Source organism: Nitrosospira multiformis, assembly GCF_900110185.1.
In the GTDB taxonomy this organism is placed as follows: Bacteria; Pseudomonadota; Gammaproteobacteria; order Burkholderiales; family Nitrosomonadaceae; genus Nitrosospira; species Nitrosospira multiformis_A.
The window spans coordinates 1-21,009 of the sequence record NZ_FOCT01000006.1 but is presented as its reverse complement, the minus strand read 5'-3'; the positions used below and the strand labels follow the sequence as shown (position 1 = coordinate 21,009).

Here is a 21,009-nt window from a genome sequence, read left to right as displayed (position 1 = left end):
GGTTGAGCGGGTTGCAGCATAAAGGATAACGCATTATTCTCCCTCCCTGCTATTCTTACTATTGGTCCCGTCGTCTATCGAGGAGCCAAACGCAGCCCTTCTGGAGTTTTCTATGAATATCAGCCGTAGAATAGTACTCGGCTCTGTTATTGCCTCTTTTGCACTGGCTGGCTGTACTTCGCCAAAAAAGTCTTTTCTAGGTGCGTCTTTTCCCAGAGTTACCTATAGGGATATCGCGGAGCGAAATGTGCCGCTTCGGTTAAAGCTCAGTGTCGAATTTCAGCGCAATGGCAAACACTTTCCCAAAGGCGATATCCCCTTGAAGGATTATGCAAATGTAATACTCAGGGATACGCGGGTAGTGGTGCCGGTGATTGATCGGGCGGAGGGGGAGGTCAGAGTAGTCTTGAACAACATCGCTGATAGCGGAACGGTGGCATCGGAGGCTGCACGTACGGGATACCCGTTGTGGGTGATTGGCAAGACCATTACTGATGCATATGAATTATCCATGTTCATCACGACCAAGGAGGGGACGATCAGTCGGACAGGAATAAAACAGGCCGTCCATACCGCGATTGGCAATATGAGCATACCGGAAGATGTACCCAGTTTTCCTCAGGACCAGGCCTTCGGAAAAGTGCTGGAACAGATGATTCTGCAGGCGCTGGTGGAGATGCAGCAAAGTGGAGAGCTTACATGGATGAGCTTGCCAGCCGTTGTTTTATCGGGAGAAACAACGCATAGGTATTGTAGGTCAGGCTGTGCCTGACAAAAACCGGGGAGGTGGGGGGAAATCGACTTCCGATGGTTTCCCGGACTAGTGTGATATCTGGAGAAATTGCGGTAACTATTGGTGAGTCCAAGACTGGATAAAAACAAGACCAGACAAAACCGATGATGTCCGGTCAGACTGATAACCTGCAATAAACCAGATCAGCAGAGATAACGAGCGGAGAAGCTTCCGTGCCAAATGGACGAAATTGGCTTGTTTCTTCTGATTTCGCTTAGTTTCGTTTAGTGCCCCGGCAGAACATGTCTTCGAAGCGGCTCGGTGGCCGGTCCCTCGATTACTGCGCCATCAGGTGCAAAGCGGCTTCCGTGACAGGGGCAATCCCAGCTTTTTTCCACCGCATTCCAATGCACCCTGCACTTCATATGGGTGCATACAGGTGAAACAGCAAATAATGTACCCTCGGCATCCCTGTAAGCAGCAAGCGATTCGCTCTCGAATTTGACTATCGCGGCTTTTCCTGGTGTGAGTTGGGACAGCGGTATAGCCTCCCGGTTGGTGATGTAGTCCTTGATGAAGGACTTCATTACCGTGATATTTTCCTCGATCATTCCCTTTACGCCTTTCACTGGTTCAAAGCGGCTTGCCGTGACAAGCGGAGCAAAGACGTTGTCACGCCCCGCAATCTGGTCAGCAATGAGTGAGGCCGCAAGAGTTCCATAGGTCAGGCCATCGGTTTCAAATCCGGTTGCGATGAAGCAATCCGTTGCATCGCGGCCGATATATGGCAGACCATCGGCAGCGCTGTAATTCTGGGCTGACCAGCGGTAATCAATTTCCTTCATGCCAAGATATTCGCTTGCTGCCGTTTCCAGCCGGTCGATACTGGTCCGGGTATCCTGCTGTCCGGTTTTATGCTCTTCGCCGACACAGATGAGGTATGTCGCATCCTCGACATCCAGAGTCCGAACCGAAAGCCTCTCCAGGCCGCTGCTCCAGAAGATTCCTGCGGGATATGTATCCCTGGTGATGCGCTTGGCGAGTCCGTATTCTCGGTTCACCACCATTTCGGTCTGCACGAGGTGAATACCCTTGGGTGAGTGAGTTGCCAGCACGATTTCCCTGGCAGTGACTTTGCCATTGGCGGTACGTACGACACGCTCATTCGCATCCACTTCCAGGACCATGGAATTTTCAAAGATGCGGCAACCCTGTTTTGCTGCCTGCTGCGCGAGTTCGCGGACATATGTCTGCGGATGGAACTGAGCCTGATTATCCAAGATCAGCACTCGTCCATGTGGGGCGGGAAAAGGATGCGGAAGCTTGTCTTCCAGGCGCACCGATAATCCTGCATTGAGCGAACCTTCGTATTCCTGTTGCACGCTATCCTTTCCCCCTGCTGAGGTAGCATAGCGGTGTAAAGGGCAACGCCGGAATGCGCAGGCGATATTGTATTTTCGCACCCGCTCCTCGATCTGATCCACTGCCTGGCGCCGGGCAGTGGTGACGGCGTGGGCGACATCCTTGCCCCATCGCTCGACGATGGAATGAATACCACCACTTACGGTTTCGTAAAGGTTGCCAGTGGAGTTTCCTGTGCTGCCAAAACCGCAATCACGAGCTTCCAGCAATACCGTTCCGACACCTTGCTCAGCCAGATTCAAGGCCAGGGACACACCGGTAATGCCACCGCCCACAATCACGACATCCGTGGTGATCTCTTCTTGCAGCATCGGGAAATCGGCAGAGGGCGCCGTGGCACGCCAGACAGAAGTTGTATCCATAAATGTATCCTTTTTTGTTTGACTTTTTTAAGTTACGGGGCGTATAGGCTTCAAGAAATCGGCCATTCATGCTCAACTCACCCAAGCTTCGGCAAGCGGCTTTTAACAATTCTCTTCCTGCGGAATAACAGGATGTAGAAGATGGATCGTTAGCATTAATGATTTGCTGGAATCTTTCTGTACGCTACGGCACAAAGCGCCCGTCGTATGAATCAATGGGCACCCATTGACTCAAACTTGACTGACGATCTTGTGGACCCGGTAGAGCATTTCGTCGAGTCTACGCGACAGTTTGATTTTCTGCACGAGTGACTCGGCAATAGCGGGGGTAAATTGATTGGCCAGCAGTGCAGCGAGAGGTTCTGTGGCCGCTGCTGCGGCAAGCCAGGGCATGGCAACCCCAAATCCAAAGTAAATTCCCACTCCCGGCAGAGCAGCGAGTGTACTCGTGCCGACAGTGAACAGCTTTGCCAGTTTCTTCTCCTTTGCGATAAGGTCAAAGGATTCAGATTCAATGGCATTGTATTGGCTGATCAAGTCCTGGAGTTCGGACTTCCTGCCATCCACATGCGAAGCAGGGCCAAATTGGCCGCGTCGAAAATACTTTTGCGTATCGCGCTGCCGAAATAAACCCCGTTCGGAACTTGAGTAAAGAGCTGTTCAAGCCTGGACTGGCAGGCGAGATGACCGGCGAGATCATTCTGCAGGTCGGAATCGTAGTCTCGCAGATTCAGGTAAATGAATCCTTTCCGTGCAAGCTTGCATAGCGAGGATAGGGATAGACCGAAGGGTGCGGGGGATTTCAGGGTTTCCAGTGTAAGATCGACCGTCAGTTTCGGCTGAGTCATCAATTGCAGTGGGAGCGGAAGGGAGTCGATCCAGCTTTCCGTTTCGTTGACAATCGTTCCGAACCTCTTGATCACTCCCGCCATCGCCTCCCTAGAAAAGTCAGCGAAGTCGGAAATATTCGGGTTCTCTGGCAGTTTTCGAGCCATGGCTGCCTGTGCGGCAGCATGCTGCTGCTGATCATGGCGTTTTATGAGATCATCGGGTGTCATGAGAAGCTTGTCGAAGATATTTATTGTAGTTGGGACGAATCATTTATGGAAAAGAATGGCATGAAACTGGAATCTCTGGCATTGCATCACGGATATAAATCGGAAGCTTCAACGAAGGCTGCGGCAGTACCGATTTATCAGACGACTTCCTATACATTTGACAATACGCAGCATGGGGCTGACTTGTTTGACTTGAAGGTGCCGGGAAATATTTATACCCGGATAATGAACCCGACCAATGCGGTGCTGGAGCAGCGTCTGGCAGAGATGGAGGGTGGAGTGGGTGGGCTGGCGGTTGCTTCAGGCATGGCGGCAATCACTTACGCCATTCAGTGCATCACTAATGCCGGCGACAATATTGTGAGCACGAGCCAACTGTATGGCGGCACGTACAACCTGTTTGCACACACTTTTCCCAGGCAGGGGATTGATGCGCGTATGGTCTCACATGATGATTTTGAAGGAATCGAGCAGCATATAGATAACAGGACTCGGGCAGTTTTTTGTGAATCGATCGGAAACCCCTCGGGAAACGTTGTCGATATCGAGAAGATCGCTGACATCGCCCACCGGCACGGCGTGCCCCTCATCGTCGACAGTACGGTTTCCACCCCCTATCTATGTCAACCTTTCAAGCTCGGTGCGGATATTGTTGTGCATTCACTGACGAAATATATCGGTGGACATGGTACGACAGTTGGAGGAATGATTATCGATTCCGGGCAATTCGACTGGGTAAAGCATAAGGACCGCTTTCCCTTGCTGAATGAACCCGACCCTTCATATCACGACGTTGTTTATACAGAAGCATTTGAAGCCGCGGCTTTTATCGGTCGCTGTCGGGTTGTGCCATTGCGCAACACCGGTGCAGCCCTGGCGCCCCACAGCGCATTTTTGATACTGCAAGGATTGGAAACCCTGGGTTTGAGAATGGAGCGGCACTGCGAGAATGCCTTGAAGGTGGCGCAGTATCTTGAAGCGCATCCCTTGGTAGGGCGTGTTAATTACGCGGGTTTGCCCAGCAGTAAATATCATGATCTGTGCAACAGGATCAGCAAAGGGAAAGCATCCGGCCTATTGAGCTTTGAGATCAAGGGTGGAGCGGTTGCCGGCAGCGAGTTTATCGATGCCCTGAAGATGATCCTGCGGTTAGTCAATATAGGCGATGCCAAATCGCTTGCTTGTCATCCTGCAACAACCACTCACAGACAGTTGAGTCCTGACGAATTGAAGGCCGCGGGAGTTTCACCGGGTCTCGTGAGGATATCGGTTGGAATTGAGCATATTGACGACATCATCGCGGATATCGCGCAGGCGCTCGATGCGATTACCTGACTTACGCTGAGATCAATCGGTCTGCCAGGATGCCTCCTGAAGCATCGAGATGGAGTGGTCCAGGAAAAGTTCGATTTTGCGCCTGAGATCGGTTGACACCGTAATTTGCCGGGATCGCTGATCCTGTGGGTCCATTCGTTCGATGAGCAAACCGTGATCAATGGCTGTCTGGATATATTTGATTGCTGTCCGCTGGCTGATATGGGGCATGAGCTTATATAACTCGGATTTGCGGAAGGTATCGTCCTCTGAACTGTTAATCTTGAGCCACATCTGCGTGAAAAGGTCGTAGTAATTCAAGTCATGGAAAAGCTTGTTCCCCAGAACCCCTATCCAGTACTCATCGAGATCTGTCAGCAGTTGAACGAACTGGCGGCGCCGGGCGTTTGACTGCTTATAAAGTCCGGTCATTTTTCCTTTCTCTTCCTTCCCTTTGTTTTGGAACCATGGGCTTTATTATAGGCGCAGAATAATACACATATACATGCAATTTTACATGTATAATTGACACATTAGATTTGACATGCCTCTATGGGGCGACTTGTAGTTTCTGGCTGGCGGCGCGAAAGCATAACTGTTGAGAGTTATAAAACCATGTTCACGAAAATCGAGAAAACATACTTTCGCTATAAAGGTGGCCTGCTCCCGAGCGTTTCAGCCTTGCTTTATTGTCATTTGAGTTATCTGGGAGGACTCGCGCTTATCCTGTCCCTGCACCCCGTTCTTATGGTAATCGGCACATTTGCTTTGGCTCACGGTATGGTAATTGCCTCGTACCTGATTCACGAGTGCGGGCACAATGCCCTGTTCAAATCACCGCAGCATAATGCCCTTCTGGGTAGCATGTTGAATTGGTTGACCGGCGGTTGCTATGGCACTTTCGCAGATCTGCGGGAAAAGCATATGCGGCATCATGTGGATAATGCGGATGTGGTCGAGTTCGACTATAGGGGTTACCTTGCCCGCCATCCCGTCCAACGTAAATTTGTGGAAGTGCTGGAGTGGCTGTATGTGCCCGCTATAGAGCTTCTTATGCACGCCGTGCTCATTTTTGCACCATTCATCTTCGGGGAGAAGAAAGATCAATGGCTTCGTACAGCACGAATTATCCTTGTCCGGTTCAGCTTGCTTGTGATGCTATTCGTATATTCTCCACTTGCCTATCTGTGTTACCTGATCGCCTATGTCATATTTCTGACAATCCTGCGCTTCATGGATGCGCTTCAGCATAATTATGACATTATTATAGGATTCGATAACGATGCGGAACTGATAAAATACCGGGGTGACCGGGATTATGAGCAGGCTCACACATTCAGCAATCCGGTTTCGATCAGGCATCCATGGTTGAATCTCATTACTCTGAATTTTGGCTATCATAACGCCCACCACAGCCGGCCGACCACGCCCTGGCACGAGTTGCCGAAGTTGCACGGAGCGCTGTATGGGGCGCAGTATGAGGGCCGACTGCCGTTTGTCATCCCGTTCCGGAAACAACTCGCGAGCTTCCATAAGAGCAGGATTGCGCGTGTAATGGGTGATGACAGGGAAGCGCGAGGGAATCTTTTCGCACATCGGCTTCAAAGTGGCTCTGCTGTGGGCGCGAGCGGCGTATCTTTCCTGACTCCATTCTAAAAACTTGCTGCCAGCGCCGCAAGTTTCTTTGCGGCAATGGGCACTTTCCCTTATCGCTTTATCGCTAGAGTCATCTGCTACGGGCGACAAGAGGTGATCGCACGATTAGCAGTCAGATCAGAGCTTCAGTTTCGCCTTGGCAAATATCGATCCAGAAAATCTAGTATGCGATTTTCGTATTCCCTGCCTGCGTAGGTATGCATATTGAAATGTCCTCCGCCCGGAACGATCCATAATTCTTTTGGCTGACGGGCAGCAGCAAACAGCCTTTCGGTTTCTGTTACTGTCGTATGCCGATCGTCAGTCCCTGAGATCAGCAGAAGAGGCGAGCTGAGATTACCGATGCGGTCGATCGGATTCAACTCGTCGGGATTTACATCGAGACGAAAGGAGAGCTGCCATAGCAGCAAGGGGGAGAAAACCGACCCGAAGTTTCCAAGGTGAAGTCTGAGGCGGTTGTCCACTGCTTCATCGATGGTGGGATGGAGGGATTCAAGCACTACAGCATCGAGCCGCGGTGGATTTTTCGCGAGCACAATCGCGGCCGCACCAAGCGAGACGCCAACCGCGCCGATTCGCTCGCCGGAAAAAGTATTACGCAGCCAGACGATAGCTGCTTCCACATCTTCAGCTTCCTGGACGCCGAAGGTGATGCGTTGTCCCGGCGTTTCACCATGCGCCCGAAGATCGATGAGGAGCGCGCCATATCCCTGCCGGTTCAAAAACCGGGCACGGCTCAGCATTTCCACCCGGTTGCTCCTGAGAGAATGAACCAGCAGTACCATGCCGCGTCCGCGTACTCCACGCACCAGCCATCCATGCACGTTTGAGCTTGCTTGGTGGGCATCAGTGTAGACGGGAATCTCTACCGGTTCGACTGGCAGATCGATCGAGAGCGTATTTACTGCAGTGGGTACTGCTCCGGACAGGAGTTCGCCCACTCCAAGCGCTGCCAGCAAGATGACAGCAAAGCAGGAGGAAAAGAAAAAAATCCCGATCAGGATCCAGCGGCGCATCTTCTACGAAAATACCGGAGTGGTAAGCAACAATATTATTTTTCCATGCGGTGGGTATCACTCGAAATGGCCTGCACTGGTAAATCCAGCTATCACAGCGCGATAGCCTTGATTTTTTTGCCATTTGGACTAATCAGATATAGAAGGACTGGTGTTTTATAGTCTGATCAGTCAAACAAGGGGTGTCAAATGAATATACCAGGATTTACCGCAGACCTCTCGCTTTACAGATCAACGTTGAACTATAGCTTACGTGGTAATACGACCTCTTCAGGAAACGGGATATATATTCAGCAAATAGGTAATATCAGTCTGCCGCCAACTGAATGTCAGTTAATATGCGAGCGGTTTTTCGAAAATGGGGTGAGTTTCGAACGGTGCAGGGTTGAATGTCCTATGGATGATGGCGGAGGAGGAGGTGACTCTCTGGATTGCCGGGAACGCTGCAGAGAAATGGGTTTGTCTCAGACAGAATGCATGAGGCTGTGTCTGGGCCTGCCGTAAGTGTCCTACACAAGACTTGCCTCTTCCGTCCATTAAGCTTAATTAATGAGAAGGAATGGCACCGGAGTTATAGCCCGGTGCCAAAACAACATATTTAATGGCAGGACCTAGTCTAATACATGCCCTTCGAGAATCTATTTCAAGACGTGCAGGATTGTGCAATTCCGCTGAGTATGCTGGATGCAAGTGTCGTACCTTGCACTCGTGCTGCAATTTTTGCAAACGCCGTCTCCCTGGTGGTAGAGATATCATCACAAAAAGGCGAAAAACCGCAATCGTCAGTTGTTCCCAGCTGCTCAACCGGTATGAACTCCGCTGCTTCCACGATAAGGTCACAGATGTGCTCGGGCCGCTCCACCTCGGGGTTGATTGGGGAGGTTACTCCAATAAAAATTTTTTGATCCGGCTTGAGATGGGCCCGAATCATATTAAGGATACGTAGACGGTCTTTCTCACCAGAAAAAGCTATATAAAAGTTTTTTGCCTTCAACTGAAACAACTTTGGCAAGAGTTGAGAATAGTCGATATCGGCACTGTGCGTAGAATCGCGGTCACCTCCAGGACATGTGTGCACGCCTATTCTGGAAAGCTCATCTGAATTAAATCGGGATAGCGCCATATTATTGAGATCAATAAAACTGTCCAGAAGTCTTCCTGTGGGATCAATTTTCAGTGCCAGGCGCCCCTCGGTAAAATCGATCTGGACTTTGTGCGCGCCTTTATGGAGGCAGCGTCGAACCTCGGTTTCATGTTCGTTCAATAAATCCTCGATAAACTGGTCCCGGGAGTATCCCTCAATTTCTTGGGCGGGGTACATTAAACTTAATGCAGAAGGGGAAATAACAGCCTGTTTTACAGGTAAATTTGTGTAACGCATGGCTGTTTCGAGATAACAATCTGCATATATGCGATACCGAAATGGTCCTTTTTTCAACATTGGCATCCTTCGACTATGTCCCGCAGAGAAGGGGATAACAAAGCCTTCCGGCGTCGTATTTTCCAGTCCATCGACACAATATGTCCAAAAGTTGTGATATTTACGCTGTTCGCCGTCTGTTATAACAGGGGAACCCGTCGCTTCAAATCTTCTGATAGTATCTATTATTGCCTTTTCATATAGGTGATCAAGTGCGGAATCTGTCCCCGGGTTCCAATCCTTGCTCTCAATGGTCCGGATGAGCTCGAGAGGGCGTGGGATGCTTCCAATCGGCTCGGTTGGTATTGTCAACATGATATATTTCAAGTCCTGTTATAGCTGGTTTTTCAAAAATCCATTAAATTGAGTTTTCTGTCTCCCTGACTTTACACTGGCGCGCGGAGCCTGAAGTTATGCCATACACTTATTATTATTTGGGGTTCTGGCGTATTTTTCAAGTCCCCGCAGACCTGGGGGTTGAGCTATATACGATAGGGGATTAGGCAGAAAAGCGCCTGGGAATGTCAGGAAATGCTGAGAAGAGTTCGTTCAAACGGCATAAACGGAATTCCGTCCCCGAGCCTTGGTGCCTTCGTGATAAAGGGGAGAATTGCTTATGTGGAAGCAAAAAAACTTATTGAGCTTCCATGAGAGATGTGTTAAGAGAGGGATTGACTTGGCACGAGATCTGTGATGGCTGCAATCAATTTAGGCGTGTCTAGGGGCTTGATGATATGTTTTTGGTAGCCTGCAATCATCGCTTTTGTCCGGTCTTCGGGACGTGCAAAGCCGGTAAGCGCAATTGCTGGTGTAGATGAGCCGGAATTTTTTGGCATGCTTCTTACTTCCCGGATAAACTGATATCCATTTTTGCCTGGCATGCCGATATCGCAAATTATCACATCCGGTCTACCTGCTTTTAGAATTTCCAGGCCTTCTGCGGCACCGCCCGCAATAATTACTGTGCCACCTTGCGTTGAAAGGGCCTCTTTCGCAACTTCAAGAGAATCTCTCTCATCGTCGATGACCAGAATCGTGAGGCCAGTGAGCGGGAGGCGCGTGTCGTCGCACTCCAATAGAATATCGGTTTGATTCTCGATTCCAGTCCCAGTATCGCGATGCTGAATCAAAGGAAGGCTGACAGTAAAAACGGAGCCTTTACCTTCTCCGTCGCTTTCGGCAATCACGGTGCCTCTGTGAAGCAAGACCAGTTCCTTCACAATGGCAAGCCCCAGACCGAGCCCGATCTGTTGCCGACTGGCAGGTGAATCAGCCTGACGGAAGCGGTCAAAAACGTGTGGCAGAAACTCTCGTTTAATGCCGATTCCCGAATCCTTTACCTTTACTTCAGCGCGCGAACCCACCCTCCGAACATGGATTTCTACTTCTCCTTCCGCAGGGGTAAATTTTATGGCATTAGCCAATAAATTCCACAGGACTTGCTGAAATCGATTTTGGTCGGCCAGGACAAATCCCACCTCAGAATCGATTATTTTTCGTAGCCGAACTTTTTTTGCTTCCGCTACTGGCGTTGCCGAATCTACAACGACTTCCGTAAGACTTGAAAGATCAATTCTCAGCAGTTCCAAGGTAACTTTTCCGGCAGTGATCCTGCTCATTTCGAAAAGATCCTCGATGAGCTTATTTTGGATCTTGGCGTTTCGCTCAATGGTCTCAATTCCTTTACGAACACTCTCGCTATTCATTGTTCCCTGTAAAATAAGCTGGGACCACCCGAGAATGGCATTGAGCGGGTTTCTCAATTCATGTGACAGCATTGCGAAAAACTCGTCTTTGGAGTGATTGACTCGCTCCGCGTCTTTACGCATTTCCCGCTCTTTTGCAAGAAAGCGCCCCAGTTCTTCGGTTTTCATCTTTGTTTCGTGGATGTCCATACAATATCCCACCCACATCCAGATCCTGTCGCCAGCATCACGGATCGGTATGGCGCAGGATGAGTGCCAGCGATAGCTGCCCGTTGCGTTTCTGAGCCGATTTTCCACCCAGAATGGCTCGCCGGTTCGTAGGGATTGCTTCCACCGTTTTAAATTCTCTTCTATGTCCTCGATGTGAATAAGATCAACCCATGCCCAGCCTACCAACTTCCCCAGCCCAACCCCCGCATATTCAAACCAGCTCTCGTTAAAGTAATCCTTGGTGCCATCGACGCGCGCAGTGAATATTTTTAGAGGAGTTTTTTCAGCGACAACGCACGTCCGACATTCCGCTTTCCGCTTGTATGCTTCCTGATATAGATGCGCGGGCATTTTCCTGAACTCCGATCTTTCCCTTTCCACAGTACTTGTAGCACGAAGAATGGTGAGCGAATGATCCAATTGTCTTGCCTTATCTTGCAAGTCTAATTTTGCTTGTTCAAGAACTCGCTCAGCCCGGAGACGGGCTCTCAAAATTGTCTGAGCAGTTTGTAAAGCAACCGATTGCAGTAAAGCGTCTTCATTATCCTTTCTTGACATGGGCTATCCTTTCTGGAGAGACTGATCGCACTACGACCGGGGAATCGCTAAATGAAGCTACAGGCCCAGGCTCTGGGATAGGCCTCGGGATATTGAATAGAACGGTGTGTAACGGCTGAAGCGAAATGAAATGCAATGCTACTGAGCAAAGAGGAACTTGTTGCAAACTATTCTTGCAATACGGCCAGGATGCAGTAGAACATATACTGTACCACGTGAAGCGGGTAAACGTGGGAATATTGTAGAGACCGGCGCCCCGATGTAATCGGAGTTGGGCTAAGGTATTAGACTCAGTGTCACGTTCCTCGCGTCAACTCGCCTGACTAAGTATTTAATTTATTTACCTGTGCTGCGCGATGACACCGCGCTAGCTACTCGCTGTTTTTGCTCGCGCCATCAGGCTTCCGATGGAAGCGATCAGTTCTTTTGATTCCACAGGTTTGGAGAGATGCACCTGATAACCCGCCATCATTGCACGGGTACGATCTTCCGAATGCGCAAATGCGCTCAGTGCGATTGCCGGTATCTCCCCTCCCTGGATTGCAGGAAGCCTTCTCACTTCGCGAATAAACTGGTAGCCGTCTTTTCCCGGCATGCCAATATCGCTGATCATCACATCCGGCATCTGGCTTTTCAGTATCAACAGTCCTTCCATGGCGTTTGCTGCAGTGATGACCTCAGCTTGGTGCTGCGCGAGCACTTTATGGATGAGCTCGCGCGAGTCCTGTTCATCATCAACGACGAGAATTCTCATACCTGAGAGAAGGATATGGCCATCCTTCTTGGTGGAAGGCGTGGCGTCAGGCAGCTGTTGTCTGTCCACGCTGTCCTTGATCGGGGCGGGCGGTAAGGTGACGAAAAATGAGGCACCCTGACCTTCCCCCTTGCTCTCTGCGCAAACCGTTCCGCCATGCAGTCCCACAAGCTGCTTCACGATGGCAAGTCCCAAGCCCAGCCCTCCATGATTTCGGGTGAGGGAAGAGTCGGCTTGGCGGAAACGGTCAAAAACGTACCCGAGGAATTCAGGTTTGATACCCACCCCGGAATCTTTTACGATGACCCTAAGCTGCGATGCGGCGCGTTCCACGATTACCTCTACGGTGCCGCCGTCAGGCGTAAATTTGACAGCATTGGAAAGAAGGTTCCAGATTATCTGCTGAAGGCGATGGTTGTCACCTAGAACCCGTCCTGCAGTGGCATCGATCGTTCTTCGGATACATATTCCTTTAGCTTCGGCGGCAGGTGCAACAGATTCGACTGCTGCCTCGGCTATTGCGCCAAGGTCCAGTTCCTGCATATCCAATCGGATTTTGCCAGAAATGATGCTGCTCATTTCAAGAAGATCTTCGATAAGCTTGTTCTGTGCCCGGGCATTTCGCTCGATGGTTTCCAGACCCCGCCGAATGTCTTCGTTTTTCATTGTTCCCTGCAAGATGAGCTGCGACCACCCGAGGATAGCATTAAGCGGTGTTCTAAGCTCGTGGGACAAGGTTGCCAGGAAATCATCCTTGATGCGGTTCGCACGTTCGGCTTCGCTTCGCGCAATCCGTTCATTTTCTAGGAGCTGTTTTTTCTCTTCATTTGCGCGTTTGAGCGTATCGATATCCGTGTTCGAACCGACCCACATGGATATATACCCTTTCGCATCCCGCCGCGCTTGTGCCTGAAGCAGGTGCCAGCGGTAAGTCCCGTTCGCTTGGCGGAAACGGCACTCCATCTGCAGATGCTCTCCAGTATTAAGCGAGTGTTGCCAGTGTCGCACGCACTCCGGGACGTCGTCGGGATGGATCAGCTTGATCCATTCCCAGCCCTGCATTTTCTCAGGGGCAAGACCGGTGTAATCCTTCCATTGCTGATTGAAATAATCCACGGCCCCATCCGCGCGCGCAGTGAATATTTTCTGCGGCATGGCCTCAGCCATGAAGTGGAGGCGCTCGGTACTTTCCTGCAACGCCTCTTCGGCATGTTTACGCGCCGTGATATCTCTAAAGCTCCATACACGGCCTACGCATAACCCCTTTGCATACTGAATCTTCGAAAACCGTTCAAATATCCGGCCATCGGTAAGTTCCAGCAAGTCGTACGTTTCAGGCGGCCAGGCAGCATATATTTCCTCTATTCTCTCAAGATATTGCTTCGGGTCCGCCAAGTACTTGCAACTAAGCTTCTGCAGTTGCCTATGCTGATGCAATTCAACGATATCGGGGAGCTTAATCTGCCACATCTGTAGATACCGTTCGTTGTAGCGAAGCATATGGCCATACTCATCGGTAACCAGAATTCCGTCGGCAGTGGATTCTATGGTCGCTCGCAGGATAGACAGGGACTCATCAAGCTGCTTCGTTTTATCCTCAAGGGCCCTTTTGACCTGCTGAAGCTCATGCTCGACCCGTTGACCGGCCTGAAGTACGGCGTTTGTATGCAAGGTAACTGAGGGCGGCAGGCTTTCATCATTATTATCCATTAGCTGTTTTATTCCCCTTTATGAAGTTTGGCCAAGCCAGGGTGGCTTTAGGCGGTAACCACCGGCAGCAGACACGCGTGTAAACTGATCTGTTCAAGAGTTTTGACAGCCATATATAGAGGAGGTTTTACTTATTGGATCTCTGCAAACTCAAGCCTGCCCCTGACGCTGCCCGTCATGAATGATTCAAACAGGACTTGAGGGGGCCTGCTTTGTTGATGTCGTGGTTGTGCGCAGAAGGAGGGGAAGTGTGTTCCTTGTGTATGTGTGGTGACAACCGGAGCGATTATTTTACGGACATTCGCATTAGAGCGCTTCAGATCATATTGAAGTCAGTCAGGAATCGGAAATTTGGAGAGCTTCGTTCAGGCTTCGGAGCGTGAGTTATGCTAGGCTTTGAACAGGATTCTCTGCAATGCGTAATATCAATATCGGTATCAGAAAGGGATGAACGAGCCAGCAAATAGGAATCATACTGCTGAAATGCCTGGATGGCTTCAGGGTAGTGAAGTAGGTGAAATGATTTTCACCCATGATTGGACCGACTCGGGTCTTGGACCTATATCGGCATGGCCCCCTGCTCTTCGATTCGTAGTCAACATGATATTGCTGATGCCTTCGGCCGTCCTGTTACTGTGGGGGCCGAAACTAATACAAATCTACAACGATAGTTATCGCGATCTGATGGCTGCCAAGCATCCGGATGGATTGGGGCAACCTGTTTCGGAGTGTTGGCCGGAGGTATGGCATTTTCTTGCGCCCATCTGTGAGGGGGTGATGGAGCGGCGCGAGTCCTTCAGCTTTGATGATCAACCGCTCGTCATTAATCGTACCGGAAGTCCCGAAGAGGCTTTTTTCAAACTTACCTACAGCCCCGTTCCAGATATCAAGGACAACTTTTCCAGGAATGCTTCCCCGGATGCGAAGCAAACCGGAGTGTCGGGTGTACTGGTGACGATAACCGAGACAACGGAGCTTGTCCGGGCACGTGCTCATGAAGTGGAGAAAGTCAGGTTCAAGGAGGCATTGGCTGAGCAGGCGCTTCGTGAGAGCGAGCAGCGCTTCTGCCAGGCACTCGAGATTGAAACGGTCGGAATCATTTTCTTCAATAGCGAAAATAGGATTACTGAAGCGAACGACGCCTTCCTGGAAATGAGCGGCTTCAGTCGGGAAGATGAGCGAGCAGGGGCGCTGCAATGCGATGAGCTAACCCCGCCGGAGTGGCGAATGACTACTTCCCGGGCTGCGGAGGAACTCAAGGCAATGGGACGTGTCGCCCCTCATGAGAAGGAATTATTTCGCAAGGATGGGTCCCGATGGTGGGCATTAATCGCGATGAAGCAACTCAACGGCAACGAGGCGGTAGCATATGTGGTCGACATAACGGAACGCAAACGCGTCGAACATAGCTTGCGCGAGAGCGAGGCAAGATTCCGTGCGCTGGCCGAGGCTTCCCCAGCCTTGATCTGGCAGGTGGATCCACAAGGAAATGCGGTTTATCTTAACCAGCGCTACCGGTACATGTTTGGGAAGAATCTGGAAGAGCTGATGCCGACCGGATGGCGCGGGCTTCTTCATCCTGACGATGCACCTGCATATATTGCCGCATTCGAGCGGGCGCTACATGACCGCGCGCATTTGAGACATCGGGTCCGGGCCAGGACAGCCGGGGGAGAGTGGCGCTGGCTGAAATCGTATGCCTTGCCGTGGTTTACCGTCAGGGATGAGTACGCGGGGCATGTGGGCATATCGATAGACATTACTGAAGCAGTAGCTGCAGAAACCGCGCTGCTGGAGGCCGACCGTCGGAAGGATGAGTTTCTGGCTACCCTGGCGCATGAGTTGCGTAATCCGCTCGCACCGATTGTCAGCGCGCTGACACTCATTGCACGCCCCGATGGAGCAGCCGAAATACCTCGTCTGTTGCCCGTCATCAGCCGGCAGGTCAACTACATGGTTCGACTGGTGGATGATCTCCTGGAGATATCGCGCATCACCAGCGGAAAGGTTGAATTGCGCCAGAAACCCACTGATCTGGCCATTGTCTTGCACAATGCAGTAGAGGCCAGTATGGATCAGATAAGGGAAAAGGAGCTCGAATTGAGCGTATCCATCACCAATACGCCTTTGATTGTGTATGGCGACACGGTGCGCCTGGAACAGATCTTCGCGAATCTGCTCAACAATGCTGTGCGTTATACCGGGAGGGGTGGGCAGATCTGGCTTACCGCCCGCCAGGAAGACTATAAAGCTGTCGTATCCGTGAAGGACAACGGTATAGGAATATTACCGGGGATGCTGCCGCGTTTATTCGATATGTTTGCGCAGGAGCGGCGCAGCGGCATGGGCACTCAGGAGGGATTAGGCATTGGTCTCAATCTGGTGGACCGCCTTGTCCAGATGCACGGCGGGAGTGTCGAGGCCTCGAGCGAAGGGAAGGATAAAGGCAGTGAATTTACCGTGCGACTGCCTTTGTCACAGAATGCGACGGAGGGGAAAACTGTGGCATTGGAGAAAGCGACTTCTGCGCCGCAGGAACTACGCGTGCTGGTAGTGGACGACAATCAAGACGCCGCGGAGGTCCTGTGCATGTTATTGCAATCAATGGGAGTGAATGTCAAAGCAGTGGATAGCGGGCCTGCCGCACTCGCCACGATTCCCCATTACCTGCCTGATGTGGTTCTGATGGATATCGGTATGCCGGGGATGGATGGTAACGAAGTGGCACGACGTATCCGCGCGCAGCCGCAGTTCAACAATATAAAACTCATCGCGCTGACCGGCTGGGGTCAGGAAAAAGACCGACAGCTGTCACATGAGAGCGGCTTCGACCATCATCTGACCAAACCGGTAAACTTCAAAGTCCTGACAGAACTGATTGCTTCGATCTAACCGTGTGTTTTGTCTTCCGGATTGTCCGGCTGGTCTTCAATTCGGTGACCGAACTGTTTATCGTCATGCTATGCTTCCTTGGCCTGATCACCTGAAAGTTTAACCGGGCCTGAACTTTGTGAATCCCGCCTTTCGAGCTATTTCATCATCTATGGCTCGGCACACTCCCGTTAAGGAGTGGTAAGCACCCTTACCCGGGTGGATGCCGAATGCCGCTATGTGCGATTCTGCACAGTCGAAATACTTGCCACCTTCTAGCCTTGATACGGTTACCTGATTTTTCCCATGTCATTTTTCAAGGTGAGAATCATGCAAACTTCTCTTAAACCTCTCAACCAGCAAGTGGTTGTGATTACCGGGGCATCAAGCGGCATAGGCCTTGCTACAGCAATGCTTGCAGCAGAACGGGGGGCAAAGCTCGTTCTTATTGCCCGTAGTGCTAAAACACTCCAGCATCTGGTTGCAAGGATAGTAAGCGCGGGAGGAACGGCTATCGATGTTGTCGCAGATGTTGCCGATCGGGAAAAAATGCGTCTCGCGGCACAAGCCGCGGTTGACCGTTTTGGTCACATCGATACCTGGATCAATAACGCAGGTGTGGCAATTTATGGACGTCTCGACGAAGTCAACGAAGCCGACAGCCGGCGTCTTTTCGATACCAACTTCTGGGGTGTCGTCAATGGTTCGCTTGCTGCCTTGCCTTACCTGAAAAAGTATGGCGGGGCGCTCATAAATGTAGGCAGCGAAACTTCCGAGGCTATCGTGCCTCTTCTGGGAATGTATTCCGCATCCAAGCATGCGGTGAAAGGTTTCACTGATGCATTACGTGTGGAAGTCCAGGAGTTCGATAAGGCACCGGTAGTGATTACGCTGATTCAGCCGTCCGCCGTGAATACACCTTTTCCGCAGCATGCCAAGAATTATATGGACAAGGAGCCAAAATTGCCGCCCCCTCTGATCAATCCCGAGCAGGTGGCTGAAGCGATACTAAAAGCAGCTACTGAAGGAGGACGTGACGTAAAGGTCGGTGCAATGGCAGTCGTCAACACGACGATATCCAAGCTGGCGCCGAGTCTTGGAGACAAGATGTCCGCCAAGCGCGGAAGCGGGCAGCGGGAAAGAATCCCACCGCTACATCCACAAGGCACTTTATATGAACCGGGAGAATCGGGATCGGCACATGGTCATGCATCATCATGAGTTCCATGGCAGTAGAGACAGGCTATAACTTGCTTGATTTTTTAGAGTATGTGTGGCTCCGTACATAAAACAACCAGTCCGCCAATTAAGATGAAAACCGCATTTGACCAAAAACTTTTCCTGAAATTCGTTGGATGGCAGAGATCGGGCTTCCGAGGACATAAAAGAAGATCGCCTGGGATAGTTGAAGCATATGTTCAATGGGATTCTCAATATTTTTGTACAAGGAGATAAACATGCCTTCATCAAAAAGCGGTAGCGGCAATACCAGCAAGCGGGGTTTCGCTTCCATGGATCAGGAGAAACAACGGGAAATTGCGAGTAAAGGTGGAAAAGCAGCTCATGCGAAAGGTACTGCCCATGAGTTCTCTTCCGAAGAGGCTCGTGAAGCCGGACGGAAAGGCGGTGAAGCCTCGCACGGTGGTGGAAGAGGCAGCTCATCATCAAGCCGTGGCAGTTCATCCAAGCAGCATGGCAAGGCAGGTAACTGAAACGAACAAAATCATTAGGGGGACTTGCTTAGAGATTCCCTCAGAGATTCCTTAAATGAAAAGGTGAATCATTTACTTTTTTTCGTTCTGAAATTTATTCTCGGGAGATTTCCATGAAACAGTTTTGGACGTTGAAGAAAGCGATTATCTCATCTCTAGCGACAACGGCATTTGCTCTAGCAGGAGGAGGACTGGTGCACGCGCAGACGGGTGCCGGGGCGACGACCGGGACACCGAGTCAGGGAGCATCAGGCATGCAGTCGGCGCCGGGTCAATATGACGCCGGCTCCGGAGAAAAGGGTCAATATGATAAAGGTCAGTATGGCCAGAAAGGCGAGCGGTCCAAAAAAGGCACGGATATGGATCGGCGGGGAGACGACAGTAGCACAGATTACCGGTCGGGGGGTAGCTCTGCTGGCGGTACTGGTGGCGGTACAGGGGGTACTGGTGGCGGTTCGGGCGGTAGTTACGGGAGTGGCTCTGGCGGACACTCGGGTGGCGGTGGCAACAAGTACTAAAATTACTCAGGGTCAAGGGCTAAGTCGCTAACGCTAACCCGACCAACGCTAATTGGATTCTGCCCATGCCGCCGGGAAGATCGAAGCGAAAGTATAGTTTCATTCCGTCCCCCGCCCGCAAGGAGCGGGGCGAAGGTGTAATGAACCTTCGTTAGGTAGTTCTGCTCCGAGAAGCGACATCCAATGCAGAAATTCGTCAGGATACTCCTCCACAATTTGCGGTACTTCGGAGTTTTCATCATACTTAGGTCTTGCGATTGTTCATTCATGGTTAAGATCTCCTAAAGCTCTGGCTCAGCTGCTGCTTAAGCGGGGATTATCCTGATCCACAGCCTGAATCCGAGGTAAGCTTCGCTCGGGTCTATAGAAAAGATCGCAGACAGCAACAATTAGCGATCAAGAATAGGGGCCTGAGGGCGTGAGATACGGCTCTTTGCTCGAGCATCTCCCCCTGGTTTGGGGTGCCCTATCCTGTCAGATATCAGTCGGCGCATCTGTTTTACAGTAGCATCCCAAGAGCTAGTCGATACAATGTCGCGCATTGCTTGAACTTTATCCTGTCGTACCTGTGGTGTTTCCTTCAGCGCCTTTTCGCAAGCGACAATAAATTCCTCAATATCGGAAGCGAGGGAAACCGCTCTTCCATAAAGTTCGATAACATCCGCAACGTTCGTGCTTACTATTGGCAGTTCCGCCACCATATATTCCAAGGTTTTGGTAGGGCTGATGAAGCGAGTGGATTCATTTATCGCGAACGGGAGAAGGGCTACATTCCAACTTGCGAGGAATTGCGGCAGTTCCTCGTAGGACCGTTGCCCCAGATAATGAATATTTTGACGCTGAGGAAGGGCAATTGGGTCAATTTTCACGACCGGACCAACCATCACTATTTGCCACTCGGCATGTGCATCCGCGATCGCCGCAACAAGATTGATATCGACCCGCTCATCGATCACGCCGTAATACCCCAAACGTGGGCGAGGCATAGCCTTATGTGAGCTATGTTCATTGGCAGGATCAAGGCCTTGAGAAAAGTGGTGAATATCTACGCTGCTGGGGAAACAGTGAACGTTTGGATGTCGTCCCTGCTTTGCCCGGAAAAGACTAGGTCCACCGGTAAAAACGATATCTGTGACTTTGAGCAAGGCATTTTCCCGCTGTAATAGCTGCTTGGGCGCATTCTTAAAAGCGGCTAATTCATCCATGCAGTCGTATACAACGAGGCGCGGCGCCAGCCCATCTATTAAAGGGAGCGCCATTGGAGTATAAAACCACATTATGGAGTCGCCATAGTCGGACACCAATTGGTGGAACAAAGGCTTTAGATAAGGCAACTGATCGTCATGAAACCCTGCGGCCTTGACGGGGGTACGAGGTTTCCACACCACCACATTCGGGTGCGGAGTGGAAATCACCGCCAGATGTTCTTTTGGGTGGAATACCGGTTCTTCGAAGAAAACGATTTGATAGTGCTCAGCCAGTCGGGACAATATGTGCTGGGGGCGTTGGTATACAAAATCCCAACGCAGGTGTGACAGTACAACAATTGTTTCCATAGTATTTCCCTGGATTTATTTCCTTGGGGGGCCATCGCTTCGATATCTTCAGTTATTCCTGCGTCAGGATTGCTTTACGTTCAGCGATTTCAGGGCCGATTTCTTCAAAGTCCATCTTCGCTTTTTCCAACTGCGGGAATATTTCACTCTCTTCTTCTATGTGATACCAGAATCCATGTAAATCAGCGTTTGAACTCATTGTGAGTGGTAACGTAACCCCACGGTCCTCATTATTCTGTTCGCCATGGCACATTCAGCTTTCCTCCTTCCCCTGAGCTTTGAGAATGAATAGGTGATATATCAGTAGCACCAATGTTTGGAATACTCAAAAGGCTTTCCTTTTTGCTCAGGTATTAGAATTTCCTCAATGTATGGTCCCGAACAGAGTGTAGGAATTTAGCAGAGTAGCCTTTGCTATCCGCTCTTGAGAAGG

General features: G+C 50.7%; 17 protein-coding genes. 7 read left to right on the top strand and 10 right to left on the bottom strand.

Annotated elements, in window-relative coordinates; translation table 11 throughout:
- Window positions 1–112 precede the first annotated feature (112 nt).
- A complete protein-coding gene (locus BMY01_RS08140) occupies window positions 113–772 on the top strand; it encodes a hypothetical protein (RefSeq protein ID WP_074746070.1) in 660 nt (219 codons plus the stop codon).
- A 245-nt stretch (window positions 773–1,017) separates the two neighbouring features.
- Here BMY01_RS08140 and BMY01_RS08135 read toward each other — a convergent pair whose 3' ends face one another.
- From BMY01_RS08135 to BMY01_RS08125, 3 genes are all read right to left on the bottom strand, one after another.
- Complete coding sequence (locus BMY01_RS08135) at window positions 1,018–2,517, bottom strand: FAD-dependent oxidoreductase (RefSeq protein ID WP_074746068.1); 1,500 nt, start codon at window positions 2,515–2,517, stop codon at window positions 1,018–1,020.
- Window positions 2,518–2,748: 231 nt separating this feature from the next.
- Window positions 2,749–3,054 carry a hypothetical protein gene (locus BMY01_RS08130; RefSeq protein WP_074746066.1) on the bottom strand — a complete coding sequence of 102 codons (306 nt, stop codon included), beginning with the start codon at window positions 3,052–3,054 and terminating at the stop codon, window positions 2,749–2,751.
- Window positions 3,051–3,575 (bottom strand): hypothetical protein, encoded by a 525-nt coding sequence (locus tag BMY01_RS08125; RefSeq protein ID WP_139176813.1) that lies wholly within the window; start codon window positions 3,573–3,575, stop codon window positions 3,051–3,053. The genes BMY01_RS08130 and BMY01_RS08125 overlap by 4 nt, the downstream gene beginning before the upstream one ends.
- Window positions 3,576–3,635: 60 nt before the next feature.
- On the opposite strand from BMY01_RS08125, the gene BMY01_RS08120 reads away from it, so the two are divergent.
- Complete coding sequence (locus BMY01_RS08120) at window positions 3,636–4,910, top strand: O-acetylhomoserine aminocarboxypropyltransferase/cysteine synthase family protein (protein WP_074746465.1); 1,275 nt, start codon at window positions 3,636–3,638, stop codon at window positions 4,908–4,910.
- 12 nt (window positions 4,911–4,922) lie between these two features.
- Here BMY01_RS08120 and BMY01_RS08115 read toward each other — a convergent pair whose 3' ends face one another.
- Window positions 4,923–5,321 (bottom strand): ubiquitin carboxyl-terminal hydrolase family protein, encoded by a 399-nt coding sequence (locus BMY01_RS08115; protein ID WP_074746061.1) that lies wholly within the window; start codon window positions 5,319–5,321, stop codon window positions 4,923–4,925.
- Window positions 5,322–5,504: 183 nt separating this feature from the next.
- Between BMY01_RS08115 and BMY01_RS08110 the strand changes: the two genes are divergently transcribed.
- Window positions 5,505–6,545: a fatty acid desaturase family protein gene (locus tag BMY01_RS08110; RefSeq protein WP_074746059.1), complete on the top strand. Its 1,041-nt coding sequence runs from the start codon at window positions 5,505–5,507 to the stop codon at window positions 6,543–6,545.
- A gap of 125 nt (window positions 6,546–6,670) precedes the next feature.
- Here BMY01_RS08110 and BMY01_RS08105 read toward each other — a convergent pair whose 3' ends face one another.
- The 4 genes from BMY01_RS08105 to BMY01_RS08090 all read right to left on the bottom strand — a co-directional run bounded on the left by BMY01_RS08105 (window position 6,671) and on the right by BMY01_RS08090 (window position 13,919).
- On the bottom strand, window positions 6,671–7,561 hold the full coding sequence (locus BMY01_RS08105; RefSeq protein WP_074746057.1) for an alpha/beta hydrolase: 891 nt from the start codon (window positions 7,559–7,561) through the stop codon (window positions 6,671–6,673).
- A 643-nt stretch (window positions 7,562–8,204) separates the two neighbouring features.
- Entirely contained in the window at window positions 8,205–9,296 is a 1,092-nt protein-coding gene (locus BMY01_RS08100) for a uroporphyrinogen decarboxylase/cobalamine-independent methonine synthase family protein (RefSeq protein WP_217638636.1), read from the bottom strand.
- Between the two features lie 344 nt (window positions 9,297–9,640).
- The gene (locus BMY01_RS08095) at window positions 9,641–11,455 is read right to left on the bottom strand and encodes a hybrid sensor histidine kinase/response regulator (RefSeq protein ID WP_074746055.1); all 1,815 of its coding nucleotides are present in this window, start codon (window positions 11,453–11,455) and stop codon (window positions 9,641–9,643) included.
- 367 nt (window positions 11,456–11,822) lie between these two features.
- Window positions 11,823–13,919 (bottom strand): PAS domain-containing hybrid sensor histidine kinase/response regulator, encoded by a 2,097-nt coding sequence (locus tag BMY01_RS08090; protein ID WP_074746053.1) that lies wholly within the window; start codon window positions 13,917–13,919, stop codon window positions 11,823–11,825.
- Window positions 13,920–14,402: 483 nt separating this feature from the next.
- Here BMY01_RS08090 and BMY01_RS08085 point away from each other — a divergent pair, with 483 nt between their 5' ends.
- The 4 genes from BMY01_RS08085 (at window position 14,403) to BMY01_RS08070 (ending at window position 19,020) form a co-directional block, all read left to right on the top strand.
- Window positions 14,403–16,811, top strand: coding sequence for a PAS domain-containing hybrid sensor histidine kinase/response regulator (locus BMY01_RS08085; RefSeq protein ID WP_254772674.1), 2,409 nt, complete (start codon window positions 14,403–14,405; stop codon window positions 16,809–16,811).
- Between the two features lie 309 nt (window positions 16,812–17,120).
- On the top strand, window positions 17,121–18,011 hold the full coding sequence (locus BMY01_RS08080; protein WP_074746049.1) for an SDR family oxidoreductase: 891 nt from the start codon (window positions 17,121–17,123) through the stop codon (window positions 18,009–18,011).
- 236 nt (window positions 18,012–18,247) lie between these two features.
- Window positions 18,248–18,502: a KGG domain-containing protein gene (locus tag BMY01_RS08075; protein WP_074746047.1), complete on the top strand. Its 255-nt coding sequence runs from the start codon at window positions 18,248–18,250 to the stop codon at window positions 18,500–18,502.
- A 113-nt stretch (window positions 18,503–18,615) separates the two neighbouring features.
- The gene (locus BMY01_RS08070; protein WP_074746045.1) at window positions 18,616–19,020 is read left to right on the top strand and encodes a hypothetical protein; all 405 of its coding nucleotides are present in this window, start codon (window positions 18,616–18,618) and stop codon (window positions 19,018–19,020) included.
- 389 nt (window positions 19,021–19,409) lie between these two features.
- Here BMY01_RS08070 and BMY01_RS08060 read toward each other — a convergent pair whose 3' ends face one another.
- Complete coding sequence (locus BMY01_RS08060; protein ID WP_074746041.1) at window positions 19,410–20,576, bottom strand: glycosyltransferase; 1,167 nt, start codon at window positions 20,574–20,576, stop codon at window positions 19,410–19,412.
- A gap of 52 nt (window positions 20,577–20,628) precedes the next feature.
- Window positions 20,629–20,829, bottom strand: coding sequence for a hypothetical protein (locus BMY01_RS08055; RefSeq protein ID WP_074746039.1), 201 nt, complete (start codon window positions 20,827–20,829; stop codon window positions 20,629–20,631).
- Window positions 20,830–21,009: the final 180 nt, after the last annotated feature.

Coding starts and splice junctions, on each gene's coding strand:
- BMY01_RS08140 (WP_074746070.1), top strand. CDS start 113: ATGAATATCAGCCGTAGAATAGTACTCGGCTCTGTTATTGCCTCTTTT.
- BMY01_RS08110 (WP_074746059.1), top strand. CDS start 5,505: ATGTTCACGAAAATCGAGAAAACATACTTTCGCTATAAAGGTGGCCTG.
- BMY01_RS08120 (WP_074746465.1), top strand. CDS start 3,636: ATGAAACTGGAATCTCTGGCATTGCATCACGGATATAAATCGGAAGCT.
- BMY01_RS08105 (WP_074746057.1), bottom strand. CDS start 7,561: ATGCGCCGCTGGATCCTGATCGGGATTTTTTTCTTTTCCTCCTGCTTT.
- BMY01_RS08055 (WP_074746039.1), bottom strand. CDS start 20,829: ATGTGCCATGGCGAACAGAATAATGAGGACCGTGGGGTTACGTTACCA.
- BMY01_RS08095 (WP_074746055.1), bottom strand. CDS start 11,455: ATGTCAAGAAAGGATAATGAAGACGCTTTACTGCAATCGGTTGCTTTA.
- BMY01_RS08075 (WP_074746047.1), top strand. CDS start 18,248: ATGCCTTCATCAAAAAGCGGTAGCGGCAATACCAGCAAGCGGGGTTTC.
- BMY01_RS08100 (WP_217638636.1), bottom strand. CDS start 9,296: ATGTTGACAATACCAACCGAGCCGATTGGAAGCATCCCACGCCCTCTC.
- BMY01_RS08060 (WP_074746041.1), bottom strand. CDS start 20,576: ATGGAAACAATTGTTGTACTGTCACACCTGCGTTGGGATTTTGTATAC.
- BMY01_RS08115 (WP_074746061.1), bottom strand. CDS start 5,321: ATGACCGGACTTTATAAGCAGTCAAACGCCCGGCGCCGCCAGTTCGTT.
- BMY01_RS08080 (WP_074746049.1), top strand. CDS start 17,121: ATGCAAACTTCTCTTAAACCTCTCAACCAGCAAGTGGTTGTGATTACC.
- BMY01_RS08085 (WP_254772674.1), top strand. CDS start 14,403: ATGCCTGGATGGCTTCAGGGTAGTGAAGTAGGTGAAATGATTTTCACC.
- BMY01_RS08125 (WP_139176813.1), bottom strand. CDS start 3,575: ATGACACCCGATGATCTCATAAAACGCCATGATCAGCAGCAGCATGCT.
- BMY01_RS08090 (WP_074746053.1), bottom strand. CDS start 13,919: ATGGATAATAATGATGAAAGCCTGCCGCCCTCAGTTACCTTGCATACA.
- BMY01_RS08070 (WP_074746045.1), top strand. CDS start 18,616: ATGAAACAGTTTTGGACGTTGAAGAAAGCGATTATCTCATCTCTAGCG.
- BMY01_RS08135 (WP_074746068.1), bottom strand. CDS start 2,517: ATGGATACAACTTCTGTCTGGCGTGCCACGGCGCCCTCTGCCGATTTC.